Raw genomic sequence first — 19,170 nt, 5'->3', positions numbered from 1 at the left:
GGTTGCTCACTGAACTGACGCTGCGGCCCACCGCACCTTACCGGACGCTCCAAGGACGCCAACATGATTAGTAAAGAAGGCCTTACCCATCACATTTCCCAGCAGTTCAACGCTGAGCTGGAGGAAGTGCGCAGCCACCTCCTGGCCATGGGCGGGCTGGTAGAGAAGCAGGTCAACGACGCCGTGACGGCGCTGATCGAGGCCGACTCCGGCCTGGCCCAGCAGGTCCGCGAGATCGACGAGCAGATCAACCAGATGGAGCGCAACATCGACGAAGAATGCCTGCGCATTCTGGCCCGTCGTCAGCCGGCGGCGTCCGACTTGCGTCTGATCATCAGCATTTCGAAGTCGGTGATCGACCTCGAGCGTATCGGCGACGAGTCGACCAAGATCGCTCGCCGCGCCATCCAGTTGTGCGAGGAGGGCGAAGCGCCGCGCGGTTATGTCGAGGTGCGCCACATCGGCGACCAGGTGCGCAACATGGTGCGTGACGCGCTGGACGCCTTTGCCCGCTTCGACGCCGACCTGGCGTTGTCGGTGGCGCAGTACGACAAGATCATCGACCGCGAATACAAGACCGCCCTGCGCGAACTCGCCACCTACATGATGGAAGACCCGCGCTCTATCTCGCGGGTCTTGAGCATTATCTGGGTGCTGCGTTCGCTGGAGCGGATCGGCGACCACGCGCGCAACATTTCCGAGCTGGTGATCTACCTGGTGCGCGGCACCGACGTGCGCCACCTGGGCCTTAAGCGCATGAAGGAAGAAGTTGAAGGAACAAGCGGTGAAAGCGCTAATGTTCCGGTCAAAGTTGACGATAAGTAAGATTGCCCAAGAAAAACGCCCGGTCCTTTGGCCGGGCTTTTTTGTGTGCGCAATTCGATAGTGAAAGCAGCACCCGCGAACGAAAAGTCCCGGCGTGACTGAAGGTTTTTGGCAATGTGCCATCAGCAAGACGGTATGCTTGCCGGGATTTTTTCAAGGGGTGATGGATGAGCAAGATCAGCGTGTTGGTGGTGGACGATGCAGCGTTCATTCGTGACTTGGTTAAGAAGTGTCTGCGTAACTACTTTCCGGGTATCCGCACCGAAGATGCCATCAACGGCAAAAAGGCCCAGGCGATGCTGGCCAAGGAAGCGTTCGACCTGGTCCTGTGCGACTGGGAGATGCCGGAAATGTCCGGCCTGGAGTTGCTGACCTGGTGCCGCGAGCAGGACAACCTCAAGACCATGCCCTTCGTGATGGTGACCAGCCGAGGCGACAAGGACAACGTCGTCCAGGCGATCCAGGCCGGCGTGTCCGGCTACGTCAGCAAGCCATTCACCAACGAACAACTGCTGACCAAGGTCAAGCAGGCGTTGAACAAGGTCGGCAAGCTCGACACCTTGATGAACAGCGCACCGACCAAAATGAATTCGGCCTTCGGTAACGACTCCCTGAGTGCCTTGACCAGTGGCAAACCTGCCGTAGCCAGCGTCGCCCCCGCAGCCGCGGCGGTTGCCCCGATCGCCCGGCCTGCCGCCGCTCCAGCCCCCGCAGCGGTGGCACCGTCCCGCGGCTTGCTCAACAGCCCGCCGGTAAAAGCGCCCGCGGCGAGCGCCGCCACCGGCGGTCGTGGCCAGGGCCAGTTGCGTCTGCCGAACGGCATTCAGGCGTGCGTGATCAAGGCCTTGAGCCTCAAAGAAGCGCTGCTGGTGGTCAAACGCAGCGAAGCCTTGCCGCAAGTGCTCGACAGCGCCGTGCTCGATCTGGAGCAGGGCGACAACGCCGAAGTCGCCCGCCTCAATGGCTACCTGCACGCCATCGTCGCCCACGAGCAGAAACCCGACAGCGAATGGCTGCAACTGACGTTCCGCTTCGTCGACCAGGACGCGCAGAAACTGGACTACCTCTCCCGCCTGATTGCGCGCGGCACGGCGCAGAAGCATTTCATTCCGGGCGCCTGATCTTCGTCGCCTGACAGTCCGCCTCCGCGGGCAAGTCCGCTCCCACACAGGAATGCGTTCCCTGTGGGAGCGGGCTTGCCCGCGATGGGGCCGTCCAGTTCACCGCACATCTGCTGAACGGTGGAATTTGAAACATCGGCCGACTACCCAGGTCCATTGCAGCTGCTAGGCTCCATCCAGATCTTTACTCGACAGAATCTTGCCCATGCACGCGCGCTTGCTGTTTTTCTGCGGTCTTTTCATGGCGTCCGCTTCGGCCATGGCCATGACGATCTACAAATCCACCGATGCCAATGGCGTGGTTTCCTACAGCGACCGCCCCACGCAGGGCTCGCAGGTGTTCACCTTTCGTGATCGCATGGTCGAGCACCTGGAGCGTCAGGTGTATCTGGTCATTACCAAGAAGAAGGGCGCGGACAGCGTTTATGTGCGCAACGATTTGTATGCGCCGGTTGAGATCGAGTTGAGTTTCGACGGGCTGCAGAACGTCAGCGGTGCGCCTAGCCGGCCGATCCGTCGGGTGATGCCGGCGCGCAGCAGCATTCGTCTGGCGCTGCTCACGGCGCTGCAGGCGGAAAGGCCGCTCACCTACGTCCCCAAATTCGAATACTTCCTGGGCGACCCCTCGGGGGCTGCCCAGGACTACCGATACCCGTTCCCCTGGCGCGGTGGACCGTTTCGGTTAAGCCAGGGGGCCAATGGGCAGTACAGCCACTTCGGTCCGAAAAACCGTTATGCCATGGACATCGCCATGCCCGTGGGCACGCCGATCATCGCTGCGCGCGGTGGGGTGGTGGTGAAAACCGAGAACGCCCAGACCGGGCGTGGCACCGATGCGTCGGGTAATTTCGTGCGGGTGCTGCACGATGACGGGACGATGGGCGTGTACCTGCACCTCAAACAAGGTTCGGTCAGTGTTCGCGAGGGGCAGCGGGTGTCGGTGGGCAGTCCGTTGGCGCTGTCAGGCAACACCGGCAACAGCAGCGGCCCGCACCTGCATTTCGTGGTACAGCGCAATACCGGGTTGGGGCTGGTGTCGATTCCGTATCAGTTCAATCAGCCGATGGGGGCGTTGCCCAACTTCGCGCTGGGCAAGCAGTGAGCAGCCGGCTCCTACAGGGGTAGGGTTTAATCGAGCATCAACACCTTGGCCAGAATGATCTTCGGTCCCTTCATCTTCTTGATGATGATCCGCAGGCCTTCAACTTCCAGCACTTCTTCCTCTTCCGGCACCCGCTTCAGGGTTTCGTAGATCAGCCCGGCCAGGGTTTCGGCCTCGACGTGGTCCAGATCGATGCCCAGCAGGCGCTCAACCTTGAACAAAGGCGTGTCGCCGCGCACCAGCAGCTTGCCGGGCTGGTACGCGAGGATCCCGCGTTCCGCCTTGCGGTGTTCGTCCTGAATGTCGCCAACCAGCACTTCCAGCACGTCCTCCATGGTCAGGTAACCGATGATGTTGCCATCGGCTTCTTCGACCAAGGCGAAGTGCGAGCCGCCTTTGCGGAACTGCTCGAGCAATTGCGACAACGGCATGTGCCGCGACACCCGCTCTAGCGGGCGGGTCAGTTCCGCCAGGTTGAACGACTCGGGAATGTGGTCCAGGGCCGCCAGTTCCAGCAGCAGGTCCTTGATGTGCAGCAGGCCGACGAACTCCTGGCGGTCACTGTCGTATACCGGATAGCGGCTGAACTTGTGGCGACGGAACATCGCCAGGATTTCCTTGAGCGGCGCGTTGAACTCCAGCGTCACCAGGTCTTCACGGGAGTTGGCCCAGTCGACCACTTCCAGTTCGCCCATCTCCACCGCCGAAGCCAGGACGCGCATGCCTTGGTCGCTCGGGTCCTGGCCACGGCTGGAGTGCAGGATCAGTTTCAGTTCTTCGCGGCTGTAATGGTGTTCGTGATGCGGGCCGGGTTCACCTTGGCCGGCAATCCGCAGGATCGTGTTGGCGCTGGCGTTGAGCAGGTAAATCGCCGGGTACATCGCCCAATAGAACAGGTACAGCGGCACGGCGGTCCACAGCGACAATAGCTCGGGTTTGCGGATCGCCCAGGATTTCGGCGCCAGTTCGCCGACCACGATGTGCAGGTACGAGATGACAAAGAACGCGGCGAAGAACGACACGCCCTTGACCACTTCGGCCGACTGCACGCCGACGGTTTCCAGCAAAGGCTCGAGAATGTGCGCGAAGGCCGGTTCGCCGACCCAGCCGAGGCCGAGGGAGGCCAGGGTAATGCCCAATTGGCACGCTGACAGGTAGGCATCGAGCTGACTGTGAACGGTGCGCAGGATGTGTCCGCGCCAGCCGTTTTTCTCGGCGATGGCCTCGACCCGGGTGGAGCGCAGTTTGACCATGGCAAATTCCGCCGCAACGAAAAAACCGTTGAGCAGAACCAGGATCAGAGCAAAAAGAATCATGCCGAAATCGGCGAAGAGTGTCGCGAGGGTCAAGCCAGGGGAAGGGTCCATGATGGAGTTTTGCGGGTTCCGTGTATTCGAATAGGGGTAATTGCGGTGCCTGAAGGGCAGGCACAAGTCAGCCAATGTAGCGGCTGACTTGTCGATTGCCTAGTGGCGCGTGCCGGCCGGTATCAGTCAGTGGTGCTGATGACCGGGGTTTTCGTGACCTGGGCCGGCGCGAAATGGCAGGTGAAGGTACTGCCGTGGCCCGGCACGCTGCTGATTTCCATCCGTGCGCGGTGGCGCAGCAACACGTGCTTGACGATCGCCAGCCCGAGGCCGGTGCCGCCAGTATTCGAGTTGCGGCTGGAGTCGACGCGGTAGAAGCGTTCGGTGAGGCGTGGCAGGTGTTTACTGTCGATGCCGATGCCGGAATCCTGCACGCTCAGGTGCGCACCTTGTTCATCACCCCACCAGCGAATGCGGATATTGCCTTCGGCCGGGGTGTATTTCACCGCGTTGAACACCAGGTTGGAAAACGCGCTGCGCAACTCGGCTTCGCTGCCCTTGAGCTGGATCGTCGGGTCGGCTTCCAGGGTGATGCCCTGATTTTTCTGCCCGGACAGTTGCTGCGCGTCGCTCTTGATCGATTGCAGCAAGCCGTCGATGGCCACGGGCTGATTGTCCGACGGGTAATCCGTGGCCTCCAGTTTGGCCAGCAGCAGCAAGTCATTGAGCAGCGTCTGCATGCGCCCGCCTTGCTGTTGCATCTGTTGCAGGGCACGGCTCCAGCGCGGGTTCACGTCCTCGACGTTGTCGAGCAGGGTTTCCAGGTAGCCGCAGATCACCGTCAGCGGCGTGCGCAACTCGTGGGAGACGTTGGCGATGAAGTCCTTGCGCATCTGCTCCAGCTGATGAATGCGCGTCACGTCGCGCACCAGCATCAAATGCTCGTTGTTGCCGTAGCGGGTGATGTACAGCTGGATGCGCAGGCGGTCGTTGGTCGGTGATGGGATTTCCAGCGGTTCGGCGTAGCTGTCCTGCTCGAAGTATTCCTTGAAGCGCGGATGGCGCACCAGGTTGGTCACGGGCTGGCCGCTGTCCTGGGGGGTCTTGAGGCCGAGCAGGGTTTCCGCCGCGCGGTTCCACCATTCGAGGTTGCCGTCGGTGTCGAGCATGATCACCGCGTCTTTCAGCGCCGCGGTGGACTCCTGAACCCGGTCGATCACCGCTTGCAGGCGCCCGCGCACCCGTTGGTCGCGGCGCTGCAGGTGGTAGATGCTGTCGAACACCTCGCCCCACAGGCCGTAGCCATCGGGCGGTGCTTCATCGGGTTTGTGCAGGCGCAGCCACTCGTGCAGGCGCAGCAATTGCTTGAGGGTCCAGGCCAGGTAAAGGCCCAGGCCCGCGGCCAGGCTCCAGCCGTAATAGCCGGTGATCAGGCCGATCACCAGGCAGGCGGTGACCAGCAGCAGCATGTGGCGAATCAGGGTGCCATGCCAGTTTTGGTTCACGTCAACGCGCGTCCTTGTCAGCTTGTCGGGCAGGAAAGGTCCGGATCAAGCTTTGGTGGAAAAGCGGTAGCCGGTGCCGCGCACGGTTTGTACCAGATTTTCGTAGGCATCGCCGAGGGCTTTGCGCAGGCGCCGGATGTGCACATCGACGGTGCGTTCCTCGACATACACATTGCCGCCCCAGACCTGATCCAGCAACTGGCCACGGGTGTAGGCACGTTCCTGGTGGGTCATGAAAAATTGCAGCAGGCGGTATTCGGTCGGGCCCATCTCGGCGGGTTTGCCGTCGATGGTCACGCGGTGGCTGATCGGGTCCAGCAGCAGGCCGCCGACTTCGATCGGTGCCTCGCCATCGGTTGGCCCGGCGCGACGCAGCACGGCCTTCAGGCGCGCCACCAGCTCACGGGGGGAAAACGGTTTGGTGATGTAGTCGTCAGCGCCGACTTCCAGGCCCTGGATCTTGTTGTCCTCTTCGCCCTTGGCGGTGAGCATGATGATCGGGATGTCACCGGTCAGCTCATCGCGCTTGAGGCGGCGGGCCAGCTCGATGCCGGAGGTGCCGGGAAGCATCCAGTCGAGCAGGATCAGGTCCGGCTTGCGGTCGACGATGATGGCGTGGGCCTGCTGCGAGTTCTCAGCCTCCAGGCAGTCATAGCCGGCCATTTCCAACGCAACGGCGATCATTTCGCGAATGGGCGCTTCGTCGTCGACGATCAGAATGCTCCTGCCAACCATGCCGTTAATCCTCTTGTCATTTAACTGTCTTGCGCCGCATTAGATAACGGAATTATTGCAGTCGTGTGACAGTATTTTAGTCCCCCTGCGATTGTCATGATCCTGAACTAAGCTCTAAGTCCGAACCCTGACAACCACAAAAGAAGGTTTCCATGACTCAATTCACGCAATCCTTTAAAGCCCTGGTGCTGGCTGCAGCCCTCGCGTTGCCTTCGATGGCGATGGCTGCGGACCCGGCCATGATGAAAGACGGCATGATGGTCGACCATAAGGGCATGACCCTGTACACGTTCGACAAGGACACCGGGGGCAAGTCGGTATGCACGGGTGACTGCGCAAAAAACTGGCCGCCGCTGGCAGCAAAGGCAGGCGACAAGGCTGAAGGCAAATGGTCGATTGTCAAACGTGACGACGGCACGATGCAGTGGGCCTACGACGGCAAGCCGCTTTACACCTTCATGAAGGACAAGGCACCTGGAGACATGACGGGTGACAAGATGAAAGACGTCTGGCATGTCGCCCGTGAGCATATGTAGCAAGTGGTTTGAACGATAAAAAGATCGCAGCCTGTGGCTGCGGTCTTTTAGCTTCTTCAACGCAACGCGTAATCCAGAACAATCCCGACAAAAATCGCCAATCCCGCCCAGTGGTTGTGCAAAAACGCCTTGAAACAACGCATCCGGTCCTTGCCGCGGGTGTACCAGAACTCCCAGGCAAAACAGCCCGCCGCCGCCAGCAAGCCCAGGTGGAACCAGCCACCCAGCTCGAATTTCGACCCGGCCAGCAACAGGCAACCCAACGCCAGTCCCTGCAAGGTCAGGATGATCACCCGATCCGCCTCGCCAAACAGAATCGCCGTGGATTTAACGCCAATCTTCAAATCATCATCGCGGTCGGTCATCGCGTAATACGTGTCGTAGCCCACCGTCCACAGCAGGTTGGCAATCCACAGCAACCACGCCGCGGCCGGCAACTCGCCGGTTTCGGCGGTGAAGGCCATCGGCATCCCCCAGGAAAACGCCGCGCCCAGCACCACTTGCGGGTAGTAGGTGTAGCGCTTCATGAACGGGTAACTGAAGGCCAGCGCCAGGCCGCCAAACGACAGCCAGACCGTCGCCGCATTGGTGCACAGCACCAGCAGGAAACTCAGGCCCATCAGCACCGCGAAAAACACCAGGGCTTCCCGGGAGCTGATCCGGCCGCTCACCAGGGGCCGTTGTTCGGTGCGTTTCACGTGGCCATCGACCTTGCGGTCTGCCCAGTCGTTGATCACGCAACCGCCGGCGCGGGTCAGCACCACGCCGAGCACGAAAATCACGATATTGGCCAGCGACGGCGAGCCTTTGCCGGCAATCCACAGCGCCCATAATGTCGGCCACAGCAGCAAATAAATGCCGATAGGCTTGTCCATGCGGGTCAGTTGAATGAAATCCCAGGCTCGCGGGTTCACGCGGTTCAGGGACTTGAGCAGGCTCTGGTACATCAGCAGTTCTCCGGATGCGCGCGGGTCGCGAGCCACAAAGTCGGCAGGAAGATCTCGGCCACCAGCACGCTCAAGGCGCCACGGTCGAAGCGCGAGCGTCGGCCCCATAGCCCGGACGCTCGGGATTCCAGCGGCAGCCATTGCTGAGGATAGTGACAAACCTCAATGGCGCGCCGCTGAAAGGCCTGATCACAGAACAGCAACTCGCCCAGCGAACGGCTGCCCAGTTCGTCCATGTGCAAGCCGTCGCCCTGCAACGCGCTGCGCGCCGCCACGCTGCGGGCGAACACCCAGGCTTCGCCGTGGCCGCGCAGGTACACCTCGCGCACCCAGCCTTCGCTGCCTTCGGCCAGCGCCAGCGCCGCGCATTCGTCGGCGCGCAGCGGTTGCCAGCCTTCGAACAACGGGGTCACGCTGAAACCGTCATTCGACAGGCGGATCAGCCGTCGGGTCAGCGAGCCTTCATCGAAGAGCCAGTCGAGCGTAGAGGCGTCGGGGAGGGGCGTGAGTTGGCTTTGAGGCAGCCATAGCGGGGCGTTTGTGTGTTGCACAATGAGTCATTATTGGCAGCAAATGAGGCGGCGAGCTTACCATGTCGGTCGGCGATTTTGATTGATCCGGCCGGCCATTGCGCCGAACAGGCTTGCATCTGTCGAGCCCGATCAGTACAAAACGCCCTGAGCCGGACGGCAGCGCGTCAACCATCGACCGTTCGCGCCAGCAATGAGCCTGAATCCTGAGGATGTACCTGAATGAAAAAGTGGCAATGTGTGGTCTGCGGCCTGATCTATAACGAAGCGGACGGCTGGCCGGATGACGGCATTGCGCCGGGCACCCTGTGGCAAGACGTGCCGGAAGACTGGCTGTGCCCGGACTGCGGCGTCGGCAAGATGGATTTCGAAATGATCGAAATCAACTAAGACCTTTTTAGACCAAGACCTTTTAGAGGAGCAGGGCATGAACGCACCTGTCGTGATCGTTGGCACCGGCCTGGCTGGCTACAACCTGGCCCGGGAGTTTCGCAAACTCGATGGCGAAACCCCGCTGCTGCTGATTACCGCCGATGACGGGCGTTCCTACTCCAAGCCGATGCTCTCTACCGGTTTCGGCAAGAACAAAGACGCCGACGGCCTGACCATGGCCGAGCCGGGCGCCATGGCCGAACAGCTGAACGCCGAAGTGCGCACCCACACGCGCATCAGCGGCATCGATCCCGGCCACAAGCGCTTGTGGATCGGCGAAGAATCGGTGATCTACCGCGACCTGATCCTGGCCTGGGGCGCCGAAACCGTCCGCGTGCCCATCGAAGGAGATGCCGCGGACGCCGTGTTCCCGATCAACGACCTCGAAGATTACGCACGCTTTCGCGCGGCCGCGGCCGGCAAGCGTCGGGTGTTGTTGCTCGGGGCCGGCCTGATCGGTTGTGAATTCGCCAACGACCTGATAGCGGGCGGCTACGAAGTGCAACTGGTTGCACCGTGCGAGCAAGTCATGCCGACCCTGCTGCACCCGGCCGCCGCCGCTGCGGTCCAGGCCGGCCTGGAAAGCCTGGGCGCGCGCTTCCACCTCGGGCCGGTGCTCACCCGCTTGCAGCGCGTCGCGGATGGCCTGGAAGCGCACCTGTCGGACGGTCAGGTCATTGCGTGCGACGTGGTGGTCTCGGCCATCGGTCTGCGCCCGCGCATCGACCTGGCGGCTGCGGCCGGTGTGCAGGTCAATCGCGGCGTGGTCGTCGACCGTCACCTGAAAACCTCCCACGCCAATATCTACGCCCTGGGCGACTGCGCTGAAGTCGATGGGCTGAATCTGTTGTACGTGATGCCCCTCATGAGTTGTGCGAGGGCGCTGGCGCAAACCCTCGCCGGCAACCCGACGGCGGTGAACTACGGCGCGATGCCGATCACCGTGAAAACCCCGGTCTGTCCACTGGTGGTGTCGCCGCCGCCACGGGGTTTGGAGGGCGTTTGGACGGTCGAAGGACAGGGCGCCGACATCAAGGCGTTATGCCGCGATGCGGCTGGCAAGCTGCTCGGTTACGCCCTGACAGGCACGGCGGTAATGGAAAAACTCGCGCTGAACAAAGAGCTTCCGCCGCTGCTGGCGTAAATACTGGTCGTTCTGTCGGAATCACCCCTCTTTTGCCCCTACAAACGTCGCGCCGAGACTGGCGCGGCTCTTCCGTGCGTGCCATCCTCACTCCCGTCTGCCGCAGAGTAGAGCACCTGCGGCGCTTTGGGCGCTGTTCCAACGAGAACAGCACGGACATAACAACAAAAAACCGTCAAAGGGGCTTCACTAATGCGTAAACCAGAACTCGCCGCTGCAATTGCGGAAAAAGCAGATCTCACCAAAGAGCAGGCCAACCGCGTTCTCAACGCCGTTCTCGAAGAAATCACCGGCGCCCTGCACCGCAAGGACAGTGTGACGCTGGTCGGCTTCGGCACCTTCCTGCAGCGCCACCGCGGTGCCCGCACCGGCAAAAACCCGCAAACCGGTGAGCCCGTCAAAATCAAGGCCAGCAACACCGTTGCATTCAAGCCAGGCAAATCGTTGAAAGACAGCGTCAATCCGTAATCAGTACTCCCAGCCTGCGAAGACAGGCAGCGGGATAAAAAATGGGCACGCCGATCGAATCGGGTGCCCATTTTTTGTGGCCGGCGGAAATGTGCTGTGTGCCTGATTAGCCGGTGATCGGGGTGCGCCAGTCATCGGAACCCGACGTCCCGGATATTTCGTGGGTCCAGGTGATCTTGCGGTAGGTGAACTGCACTTCTTCCAGGTGCGTGAAGTGCGAGTTCGACGGGTCCTGGCAGTTATGCATCCTGTTGTTGATGGCGACGATGATCGCGTCTTCCAGTTTGGTGGTGTAGTAGTGCTCCTGGGTGCCTTTTGCCGAAGTGCGGAACCACTGGATGACGATCTCGGACATGCGCTCCCCGGACGTCAACGCCGCTTGCAGCAGCGGCGAAGACTTGTCGTAGACCTTGGTGATCACGACCGGTTTGTGGATGCGCTGGCCGGTTGGCTGGCCGGATTGCGGGTCTCGCGGGATGATCACGTCATGCTCGAAAGCCTGAACCATGACCTGGTCTTCATGACCTTCCTGGTAGCTATTGCCAACGGAGTCGGCGGTGAAGGCGCCGGCAGTGATCAGCCTTTATTTTTCGCCAGTGATGGACATGTACGCGGGTGTTGCCATGGGTGTGCTCCTTGCAATGGGTTAAGTGCCTGAATGGCGGTGTTGCCTGTGGGTGAAACTCTGATTGTGGTTACCAAGAGGGATCAAAACGTGGACTCCGGTCTTCCGTGACCCAGCCACGCGGACGAACGTTAAGGTGCAGTGAACAGGGTAAAGAAAACATTACCGAAGCAAAGAGGTACTTCAAGGCAATCGGGCTGAATCGGACGGGTCCTACGGGGGTTTAGGAAACAGGGAAAATATCTGTATTGGTTTTTTGTCCCCGTCTGTGTGGTTGGCATCTTGACGAGACAGCCCCGACGGCCGCACTGGTCACCGATCGGGGCTGTTTACCGCTTGGCGAGTCAGCCGGTTCGGTTTTGCCTGGCCAAAATCGCCGCCATTTCCGGCTCATCCAGATGATCCAGCGCTCGCTCTACCAACAAATGCACCCCGTCGGCCATCCGGTTGAGCGCCAGGGCTTTGGAGCGGCGTGAACCGTCCACACCGTCCGCGAGGTCGGCCGCGATGGCGCTGATGGACAGCAGATCTTCCGAGGCGTTGGCGAGGAGGGTTTCGGTGTTGATGTCGGGGCAGACGCTGAAGAGGTGACCGCGGCGATTTTGTGATTCTTGCTTGCTTGAAGGTTCCGAATGGATATCCGGTGGATCGGGAGTGATCTTGACCATTGGTTCTAACCTCTAAAGGTGAGGCCGCAACCTGTTCGCGACTAAACGAAAAGGAGGCGGCTGTGCACAGGTTAGTCGACCGACGAACCAAGAAATCGGCGCGCCCGAGGGCGCCCTGCGCACAGCCACCATCAAGTGCAGGAACAAGATTCCTGACTGACAGGGGCATCGTACGACTTGGTAGCAACGGGCGACTAAACCCGATCACTGATGAGCAGTGACGAGAATCAAACTACCGACCGGCCCCAAGGCGCACAAGCCGGCGGATTCTGGCGTAGCTGTAGGCAACGACGCAAGGTGTTGTAGCTCTCGGGAAGTAACCCTGAAGCCTTTTAAACAACCATCGCGCGCCGTGTAGGAGCACACCTAGATGATCGAATCAATATCCAGTTCGATGGGCGCACCCACTACGTACCCTCCGGTGATAGCCGCAATCGCTGCGTCAATGTCTACGGGAGGCGCCGGCATCATCGCCAGTTGCTCCCTGGCGATATTTTCCGGATGAGCCTTCCATCGCACCAGGCTTTCCTGCACCCGCTCCGGTTGGTCGGCATGGCTGCCATACACCTGGGCCTCGGTGATCGTCTGGTTGTGCAGCGTTTCCAGACGTGCCTTGGTTTCCCCGATCAGCCTGACTTCTTTTTCAAGATCCCTTAACGCCTGGGCATCTCGCTGGGGATTGGCATGAATGCGCGGCTGAGTCTGGATTTTTGCACTCAGTGCGCTGAGTTGTCCGGAGACATTGGTCAGGACGTCGCTGACCCGCTGGTACTCGTAGAAGGTCACCTGCGAGCGCCTGAGCTCCAGCGCTTCCTGCCAACGGCGCAGGCTGGCCCAGCAGCCGGGAATGTAGCTGTCGACCATCGAGTGATTGCCTCTATCGATCACCTGCCGCAGGAAATTGCCGCGCGTTGGCAAACCATCAGTCTGTTGCAGCGCCTGGGCATAACCATGGTCGTTGATCGTGCTGCAGCGCGGTTCCCAGAGGATGGAGGACCGGTGACCTTCGCCGAATTCAACCGGCATGAAGTGACGTAACTGGCCGTGATGCCCATAGGGGTTACCCGTGAAATTGATGATCCCGCCTATAAAAAACGCCAAACCACCCACCGGGTGAAGGCTGAGTACCACCCCTTGGGTGGAGTACACCGGAATACGGTTAGACGGCGTGTTCATCCAGGTGGACGGAACGCTCGGTACGGGGTCGTTGTGGAACACGATGCGGTGATGTTTGAGCGGTTTTGCAGCCTCAATGAAGATCGAGTCGGCGGCGCGGGGGGCGCCGTAGGTGTAGAGCACGATGTCAGGAAAATATTGTTCATCGCGTCGTAACATTTCAGCCAGCAACAGCGCTACCGCACCACCAAGACTGTGCCCGGTGATTACCAGCTTTTGCCCGCTGTAGAATTTTTCCATGTAGCTCACGGCAAACGTGTAGGCCACTTTCGCAGCCCGATAAAACCCGTTGTGTACTTTGCCATCCCCTTCCTCGAAGGGGACCTGGTGGGCATCCGCATCAAGCCAGGCGTCGGGCCATGTCTCGCTGGTTCCCCTGATACTGATCAAAATCAACTCATCGTGATGGGTGATGAAGGCTTGTGTGTCGGTCTTGTTTTCTTTGTTGCGATCATCCAGGAAGTTCACGTTCGCCGGGTGCTCCTGCAAGCCGCCCAAATCCGGATCATTGACCTCGGGATACAACTGCGGATCGAACGGCACCACTTCCAGACGTTTGGAGTAGGGCACCTCTTCATACAAGGGGTAGAACTTCGCCGTCTGTGAGCCATCGACTCGCCATAGCTCATCAAATTGCGGCAGGGCATGACCGAACCAGTTGCCGCTGCTGGGCTGAAGTGGAAACGTCACGCTGTCCGTCTCGACGGGCTGGGTATTCGGGTCTTGTCCAAAGTCGGTGTAACTCAACGTCGACATCAGGGCCAGTTGATAAAGGTTGAGCGCGCAGAACTCATCGCTGGTCGACAACATCGGTCGCAGCGCTCTCATCGGACGCACTTCCAGCACGTGATGTTTGTTTGGCAGCAAGGCGATGCCTTTTGCCTTGCGCGGTGGCGGTGGCGGGGCGAAGCCCAGGTCGGACATGCCCATGTCCGCTGGTGTCATGACAGCGCCCATTCCGACATCCGTGGCATCTTTATCTTGAGGCGTGAATGCTCTGGTTGTGGCGGGCTGGCGAAACAGCTTGTGCAACACCGTGTTGGGTGGGGCGCTACGCGAGACCAAGGGCGGCAAATGCGCGACATGCTGGACCAGTTCGCTCACTTCAACCTGGTAATAGGCATCAGGATCAGCGAGGTTTTTTGCCGGATTTGCCAGAGTGCGTAAGCCTGACTTGTCGAAAAAACGGGTTTTTTCGGCGCGGACTTGTAGTTCGGTGATGGGGAGGGGGTAATTCGGTCGTTCGCTTAAGAACGTGTATGTTCTCTCGCTACCTTGATATGGCTGACTCAGCTTTAGCAATACCGGGCCACAGAAGTGGTTGTCCACCTTTCCCGTCCCGGTTCCATCTAGCTTTCCGGTGTAAACCGTATCCTCGTAATCAGTAACCTCGAAAGTTAAACCGGCATAAGACTTGCCATCACCAAATTCATCCACTAACTGAAAACTGGTCGAATGCCCCCTCAAAGGGCAGGCATGGATGCTGCCCCCCATAAATGGCACATCACTCGCCACTAAAGATTTAATACTCACGGCGTCTCCTCCTTGTTTTCAGCGCAGCCTGGGTAAATGGTGCAAATCCGTTCATCCACCATCTTGAAGGTGCTGAAATCCTTGTAATTGCCGTAACAAAACGCGTATTGGTCTGCAAAGTTTTCGCCCATGCAGCGTTTCCATCCGTCGGGCACTTTCACCCAAGTGTCACCAATCGCAGGTAGTTCCTCCTCAGCCAGTTTGATTTTCAGCCTTACGGTTTTGCCAGGTAACTGGTCCAGCGTGTATGCCGTGAAGGGACGGCCTTTGGTGACTTTGCCCTGCACATCGAGTTTTTTGCATGTGAGGAGTTTTATGAGGTAACGCTTCGGACCGACCGTGCGGAAGAACCATTGGCATTTACCAGAGAACTCACCTACGCCATCCGCGTTGAACGTGCCTTTATTCCGATCCAACAACGCTGGGCGCACGGCAATGGCGGCATAGTCAGAGCTTCTATTGCCGAGTTTCGGGCCAAAGATTCCGGTGATCTTGATCTCCACCAGATTCAGCGCCACGAGGCAGTTCTCGACCTTCCTATAGAGCTCAATCTCAGAAGCCGTTTCATATTTCATATCGAGCTTGTTAAAGCCGAGCTGAGCATTTCTGCCTCCCGCCAGGGTGCACGTTTGGCCTTTGGCTGGCAGGTAGATGGCCTTCAGTTCGTATTTGAAATCAGGCGGAAGTTCGGGGGCAAAGGTGAAGCTGTCCGACTTGCCAAGGGCGGAACAGCCCACTGTCAGCGACAGGCAACTGCCGAGGGCCAGGCCTTGAATGACTCGTTTAATGAACGGGACATTTACTCGCCAATGCCCAAGTTTTTGATGGGTCATGGGTTGTCGTCCTTGTCTTCCGTGCAGCCTGGATAAATGGTGCAGGTCCTTCCATCCACCAGTTTGAAGGTGCTGAAATCGTTGTAATTTCCATTGCAATAGCCACGCTGATCTTGAAGTCCTTTTCCCAAACAGCGCTTCCAGCCTCCCGGGACCTGGACCCAAGTGTCCCCCCAGCCTGGCAGTTCTTCATCCGCTATCTTGATTTTCAGCTTTACAGTTTTGCCCGGTAGTTGGTCCAGCGTGTAAGCCGTGAAGGGACGGCCTTTGGTGGCACTCCCCTGTGCGTTATTTTTTTTGCACCTGAGCAGTTTTATGACATAACGCTCAGGGCCGACGGTGCGAAAAAACCATTGGCATTTGCCGGAGAACTCACCTACGCCATCCGCGTTGAACGTGCCTTTATTCCGATCCAACAACGCTGGGCGCACGGCAATGGCGGCATAGTCAGTGCTTCTATCACTTCGTTTCGGACCAAATACGCCCGTGACCTCGACTTCCACATGATTCAATGCCAACGGGCACCCGCTCACCTTTCGGTAAAGCGGGATCTCGGAAGTCGCTTCGTATTCCATGTAGACCTTGTTGAACCCGAGCTGCGTACCTTTCCCTCCCGGCACGGTGCACGTCTGCCCTTTGGCGGGCACGTAGCTCGCGGTCAGTTCATACTTGAAGTCAGGGGGGAAATCGGGGACGAAGGTGAAACTGTCCGACTTCCCAAGCGCAGAACACCCCGCCATCAAGGCAAAACAACAGGCGAGGGTCAGGCGCTCAAAGATCCGCGTCATAGGGGTGCATACCCTTGCCAATACAACACCTGCTGATACACCCGCTCAAAATGCGCAGCCGGTTCTTCACCGGTTTTCGGCCCCCAAAACCTGGGCGGCAGATACCCCGGCGCCTTTAACGTCTGGGTCAGTAGAAAATGCACCTGCTCGGGTTGTTGCCAGTCCCATAACCGGGCCAGTTGAATCAGGCCCCACAGCCAGTCATCGACATCTCGGTCCGCGGCGAGGCGAGCCAGGGCTTCGGTGTGCTCACGGACCAGGTACCGGCGGGTGTTATCGAACTGCACGTTCGCGTAGACGATGTCCGGCGTAGGGGTGTTCAGCCAGGCCGGATCGGCTGGCAGTGGATGTTCGCCGGGATCCGGGTTGTCGGTGACGGTCCACTGCCCTTCGTGCCAGTAACAGACACTGGTGATCGGCCCCAGATAATCGGCGTACTGTTCGTCTTGCAGATGGGCGAGCGCGCGTCCCAGTACACGGTTGTCGTGGAAGCGATACACCGCCTGACTCGGGCGATGACCGACGACCAGCCGCTCGCGCCAATGGCTGGCCAGCCCATCAAGGTCGGATTGGGTGGCGCTCGCCAGCCAGCCCCAATGACGCTCGGGCGCATTCAGCAATGCCTGAATGACGGGATGCCTGACGTTGCCGATCCGGAAAAGAAAAGGGCCCGTTTGCGCCATCGAGTTAGCCGTCGTGCCGGCGTACAGACTGCGGTACTGATCAGCCCCGAGCTCCCTGGTCAACTCCCGGCGCTCGTCGAACTGGCCGTCACTATCGAGCATCAGGAAAAGGTGCTTTCCGCTCTGGGATTGTTCGAGCAGCCATTGTTCAAGTGTATTCATGCGATGACTCCAAGGGTGCATTGGCCGGCGTGACACGCCTCGCAAAGCGGGCAGTAATCCGCTGCCTGCTGGCGGGCGCTGGCGACGATAGACAGGGGGTTGGCGATAGCGGCAGCGGGAACGCCCGCTGGCGTCTGCAGCGGTGGCATTGCTGCGAGCGGGGCGCCGCCTTCGACGATGGGGACGCTGCTGAAAAGCCCGCTCGCATTGATGACTAGGTGGTGACCGCCCGCCGTGAGCGTCAGGCTGGCGTCTCCATTGATAATCACGTGGGTGGCGGTGAGATGGGCCTGTTGAGCGGCGTGAATCACCAGCGAGCGTGCGGATGTGGTGCTGCTATTGCCACTGATGGTGAGCAGCTCATCTGCGCCGATCAGCGTGCTGCGCGTACCTTGGGTTTTGTGGCGTTCCTCGCCCGTGATCAGGCTGTTGCTGTTGCGGTCTACCTGCTCGAAGCGATCGTTTTTGATCACGCTGTGGCTGTCGTTGAGGATCAATTGCTCGAGGTCGCGTTGGGCGCGCAGGTAGATTTTTTCCTGCCCGGCTCGGTCCTCAATCGACAGCTCGTTGTAGCCGCCGCTGCGCGGTGAGCTTTGGCTGCGCAGCACCGTTCGGGTTTTGTGCTGGGGCAGTGGATGGGCAACGGACGTGACCTTGTTGGCCACGCAACCGGTGATCAGCGGCTGGTCCGGATCGCCTTCCTCAAACGTCACAACCACTTCCATGCCGACACGCGGAATGGTCGCCGCACCAAATCCCTCGCCCGCCCAGCGGGAGGCCACCCGGAGCCAGCAGCTGCTGTGTTCGCTGTTGCGCTCGGTCCGGTCCCAGTGAAATTCGACTTTCACGCGACCGTATTCATCGCAGTAGATCTCCTCGCCGGCCGGGCCCGTGACGCGAGCGGTCTGGCACACCAGCAGCGTTTTTCGAGGCGCCAGAGGCGGGCGGTAAAACACGTCAGCGGGCATCGCGGTGAAGGTGTTGCGGTAGCCCTGAGTGAAGCCGTCGGCGGGACTGTCCTGGCTGCCTGCTTCCTCCAGCGATTGGGGTTGTTTGCCTTCGTGCTTAACACGGACGAGCAGCCACTGGTCATTGCACGCTTTGCGCGGATGCTCCGTCAGTTTGAACAGATGACCGCTGCGCAACGTCGGCTGGTCGCTTTCACCTTTGGCTAACTGATAGTCGCGGCGATGTCGCTCCAGGGCCTGGCGCACGCCCTGCTTGCCCTGTTTTTCAGTCTGCATCAGCAGCGGATAACGATAGTCCTCAAGCTCGGGAAGGAACTCGGCTTTGAAGCGACTTTCCAGCAGCCGGGTCGGGCGTTCAAAGTCGTAGTCGCGGCGTGTGACGGTGCTGGTGCGCGTGCGGAACCCCAGGTCGAAACGCTTCACCACCGGATGCTCGGCGACCATGCCGGCGTCGTGTCGAAAAGCGGTGGGGGCCAGCGTGCGGAAAAACACCGGGTCCTCGGTGAACACCAGCACATGCCCTTCAAGCGCATGCTGGTGATGCCAGGCAAGGCCGTCTTCGGCGCACAGGCGCTGGATGAACGCGAAGTCGCTTTCCCCGTACTGCGTGCAGTACTCGCGCTCGGCGCTGGTGCGGACATGGAAGGTGAATGCGTCCATCTGCAGGCCATGCTGCTTCAGAACTTGAGTGACGATCTGCGGCACCGTCAGGTTCTGGAAAATCCGTTGGTTGTAGCTGAACTGCAAGTAGTGCAGCGCCGGTACGAGCGTCAGGTGATAGTGGCTCAGGCGCTTGCCAGTGCGGCCCGCGACCATCTCTTCGATGCGGCCATGCAGGCCTTCGCCATTGAAGCCGAATTGCAGGAACGCCGGCAGGCTGAGCAGGCTTTCCAGATCGACATTGGGGTTTTCGCTGACCAGGTCGACGCGAATGGCATAGAGCTCACTGATGGCTTCGGTGCCCTTGAAACTCAGGACTTTGAAGTCGTGGTGAACGGTGGGGATCTGCAGGGTGAATCGCGTGCTGCTTTCTAGAGTGAACATACGCTTGTCCTTAAGCAAAGTTGATTAGGCGTGGCGTC

Annotated in this window: 19 protein-coding genes; 7 read left to right on the top strand and 12 right to left on the bottom strand. The window is 59.8% G+C overall.

Annotation, left to right across the window (positions count from 1 at the left end):
- Positions 1-63: 63 nt before the first annotated feature.
- The 3 genes from phoU to NTD84_RS00250 all read left to right on the top strand — a co-directional run bounded on the left by phoU (position 64) and on the right by NTD84_RS00250 (position 3,048).
- Positions 64-825 (top strand): phosphate signaling complex protein PhoU, encoded by a 762-nt coding sequence (gene phoU / locus NTD84_RS00260; RefSeq protein WP_262162612.1) that lies wholly within the window; start codon positions 64-66, stop codon positions 823-825.
- A gap of 167 nt (positions 826-992) precedes the next feature.
- Positions 993-1,946: a response regulator gene (locus tag NTD84_RS00255; RefSeq protein WP_262162610.1), complete on the top strand. Its 954-nt coding sequence runs from the start codon at positions 993-995 to the stop codon at positions 1,944-1,946.
- 205 nt (positions 1,947-2,151) lie between these two features.
- The gene (locus tag NTD84_RS00250; protein WP_262162609.1) at positions 2,152-3,048 is read left to right on the top strand and encodes a M23 family metallopeptidase; all 897 of its coding nucleotides are present in this window, start codon (positions 2,152-2,154) and stop codon (positions 3,046-3,048) included.
- A gap of 26 nt (positions 3,049-3,074) precedes the next feature.
- Here NTD84_RS00250 and NTD84_RS00245 read toward each other — a convergent pair whose 3' ends face one another.
- The 3 genes from NTD84_RS00245 to phoB all read right to left on the bottom strand — a co-directional run bounded on the left by NTD84_RS00245 (position 3,075) and on the right by phoB (position 6,595).
- Positions 3,075-4,415, bottom strand: coding sequence for a hemolysin family protein (locus NTD84_RS00245; RefSeq protein WP_262162608.1), 1,341 nt, complete (start codon positions 4,413-4,415; stop codon positions 3,075-3,077).
- A gap of 122 nt (positions 4,416-4,537) precedes the next feature.
- Positions 4,538-5,824 (bottom strand): phosphate regulon sensor histidine kinase PhoR, encoded by a 1,287-nt coding sequence (gene phoR, locus NTD84_RS00240; RefSeq protein ID WP_262162626.1) that lies wholly within the window; start codon positions 5,822-5,824, stop codon positions 4,538-4,540.
- Positions 5,825-5,905: 81 nt separating this feature from the next.
- Positions 5,906-6,595, bottom strand: coding sequence for a phosphate regulon transcriptional regulator PhoB (gene phoB, locus NTD84_RS00235; protein WP_007896474.1), 690 nt, complete (start codon positions 6,593-6,595; stop codon positions 5,906-5,908).
- A gap of 152 nt (positions 6,596-6,747) precedes the next feature.
- Between phoB and NTD84_RS00230 the strand changes: the two genes are divergently transcribed.
- Positions 6,748-7,131, top strand: coding sequence for a hypothetical protein (locus NTD84_RS00230; RefSeq protein ID WP_262162607.1), 384 nt, complete (start codon positions 6,748-6,750; stop codon positions 7,129-7,131).
- Positions 7,132-7,187: 56 nt separating this feature from the next.
- On the opposite strand, the gene ubiA is transcribed toward NTD84_RS00230, so the two are convergent.
- Both ubiA and NTD84_RS00220 read right to left on the bottom strand, forming a co-directional pair.
- The gene (ubiA, locus tag NTD84_RS00225) at positions 7,188-8,078 is read right to left on the bottom strand and encodes a 4-hydroxybenzoate octaprenyltransferase (RefSeq protein ID WP_262162606.1); all 891 of its coding nucleotides are present in this window, start codon (positions 8,076-8,078) and stop codon (positions 7,188-7,190) included.
- Complete coding sequence (locus NTD84_RS00220; RefSeq protein WP_262162605.1) at positions 8,078-8,629, bottom strand: chorismate--pyruvate lyase family protein; 552 nt, start codon at positions 8,627-8,629, stop codon at positions 8,078-8,080. The genes ubiA and NTD84_RS00220 overlap by 1 nt, the downstream gene beginning before the upstream one ends.
- Positions 8,630-8,830: 201 nt before the next feature.
- On the opposite strand from NTD84_RS00220, the gene NTD84_RS00215 reads away from it, so the two are divergent.
- The 3 genes from NTD84_RS00215 to NTD84_RS00205 all read left to right on the top strand — a co-directional run bounded on the left by NTD84_RS00215 (position 8,831) and on the right by NTD84_RS00205 (position 10,652).
- Positions 8,831-8,998, top strand: a complete 168-nt coding sequence (locus NTD84_RS00215; RefSeq protein ID WP_007954349.1) for a rubredoxin — start codon at positions 8,831-8,833, stop codon at positions 8,996-8,998.
- A gap of 37 nt (positions 8,999-9,035) precedes the next feature.
- A complete protein-coding gene (locus NTD84_RS00210; RefSeq protein WP_262162604.1) occupies positions 9,036-10,184 on the top strand; it encodes an NAD(P)/FAD-dependent oxidoreductase in 1,149 nt (382 codons plus the stop codon).
- 192 nt (positions 10,185-10,376) lie between these two features.
- Positions 10,377-10,652, top strand: a complete 276-nt coding sequence (locus tag NTD84_RS00205; protein WP_003213368.1) for an HU family DNA-binding protein — start codon at positions 10,377-10,379, stop codon at positions 10,650-10,652.
- A 106-nt stretch (positions 10,653-10,758) separates the two neighbouring features.
- Here the strand turns inward: NTD84_RS00205 and NTD84_RS00200 are convergent, their stop codons facing one another.
- From NTD84_RS00200 to tssI, 7 genes are all read right to left on the bottom strand, one after another.
- Positions 10,759-11,232 carry an Hcp family type VI secretion system effector gene (locus tag NTD84_RS00200; protein ID WP_262162625.1) on the bottom strand — a complete coding sequence of 158 codons (474 nt, stop codon included), beginning with the start codon at positions 11,230-11,232 and terminating at the stop codon, positions 10,759-10,761.
- A 389-nt stretch (positions 11,233-11,621) separates the two neighbouring features.
- Complete coding sequence (locus tag NTD84_RS00195) at positions 11,622-11,945, bottom strand: DUF6124 family protein (protein ID WP_262162603.1); 324 nt, start codon at positions 11,943-11,945, stop codon at positions 11,622-11,624.
- 366 nt (positions 11,946-12,311) lie between these two features.
- Positions 12,312-14,654: a lipase family protein gene (locus tag NTD84_RS00190; RefSeq protein ID WP_410017319.1), complete on the bottom strand. Its 2,343-nt coding sequence runs from the start codon at positions 14,652-14,654 to the stop codon at positions 12,312-12,314.
- Positions 14,651-15,442: a hypothetical protein gene (locus NTD84_RS00185; protein ID WP_262162623.1), complete on the bottom strand. Its 792-nt coding sequence runs from the start codon at positions 15,440-15,442 to the stop codon at positions 14,651-14,653. Before NTD84_RS00185 ends, NTD84_RS00190 begins: the two co-directional genes overlap by 4 nt.
- A gap of 41 nt (positions 15,443-15,483) precedes the next feature.
- Positions 15,484-16,275 (bottom strand): hypothetical protein, encoded by a 792-nt coding sequence (locus NTD84_RS00180; RefSeq protein ID WP_262162602.1) that lies wholly within the window; start codon positions 16,273-16,275, stop codon positions 15,484-15,486.
- Positions 16,272-17,120, bottom strand: coding sequence for a DUF4123 domain-containing protein (locus NTD84_RS00175; protein ID WP_262162601.1), 849 nt, complete (start codon positions 17,118-17,120; stop codon positions 16,272-16,274). Before NTD84_RS00175 ends, NTD84_RS00180 begins: the two co-directional genes overlap by 4 nt.
- A complete protein-coding gene (tssI, locus tag NTD84_RS00170; RefSeq protein WP_262162600.1) occupies positions 17,117-19,132 on the bottom strand; it encodes a type VI secretion system tip protein TssI/VgrG in 2,016 nt (671 codons plus the stop codon). Before tssI ends, NTD84_RS00175 begins: the two co-directional genes overlap by 4 nt.
- Between the last annotated feature and the right edge of the window lie 38 nt (positions 19,133-19,170).

Source organism: Pseudomonas sp. 14P_8.1_Bac3, from assembly GCF_025466085.1.
Classification (GTDB): Bacteria; Pseudomonadota; Gammaproteobacteria; order Pseudomonadales; family Pseudomonadaceae; genus Aquipseudomonas.
This window is presented reverse-complemented; position numbering and strand designations above follow the sequence as displayed.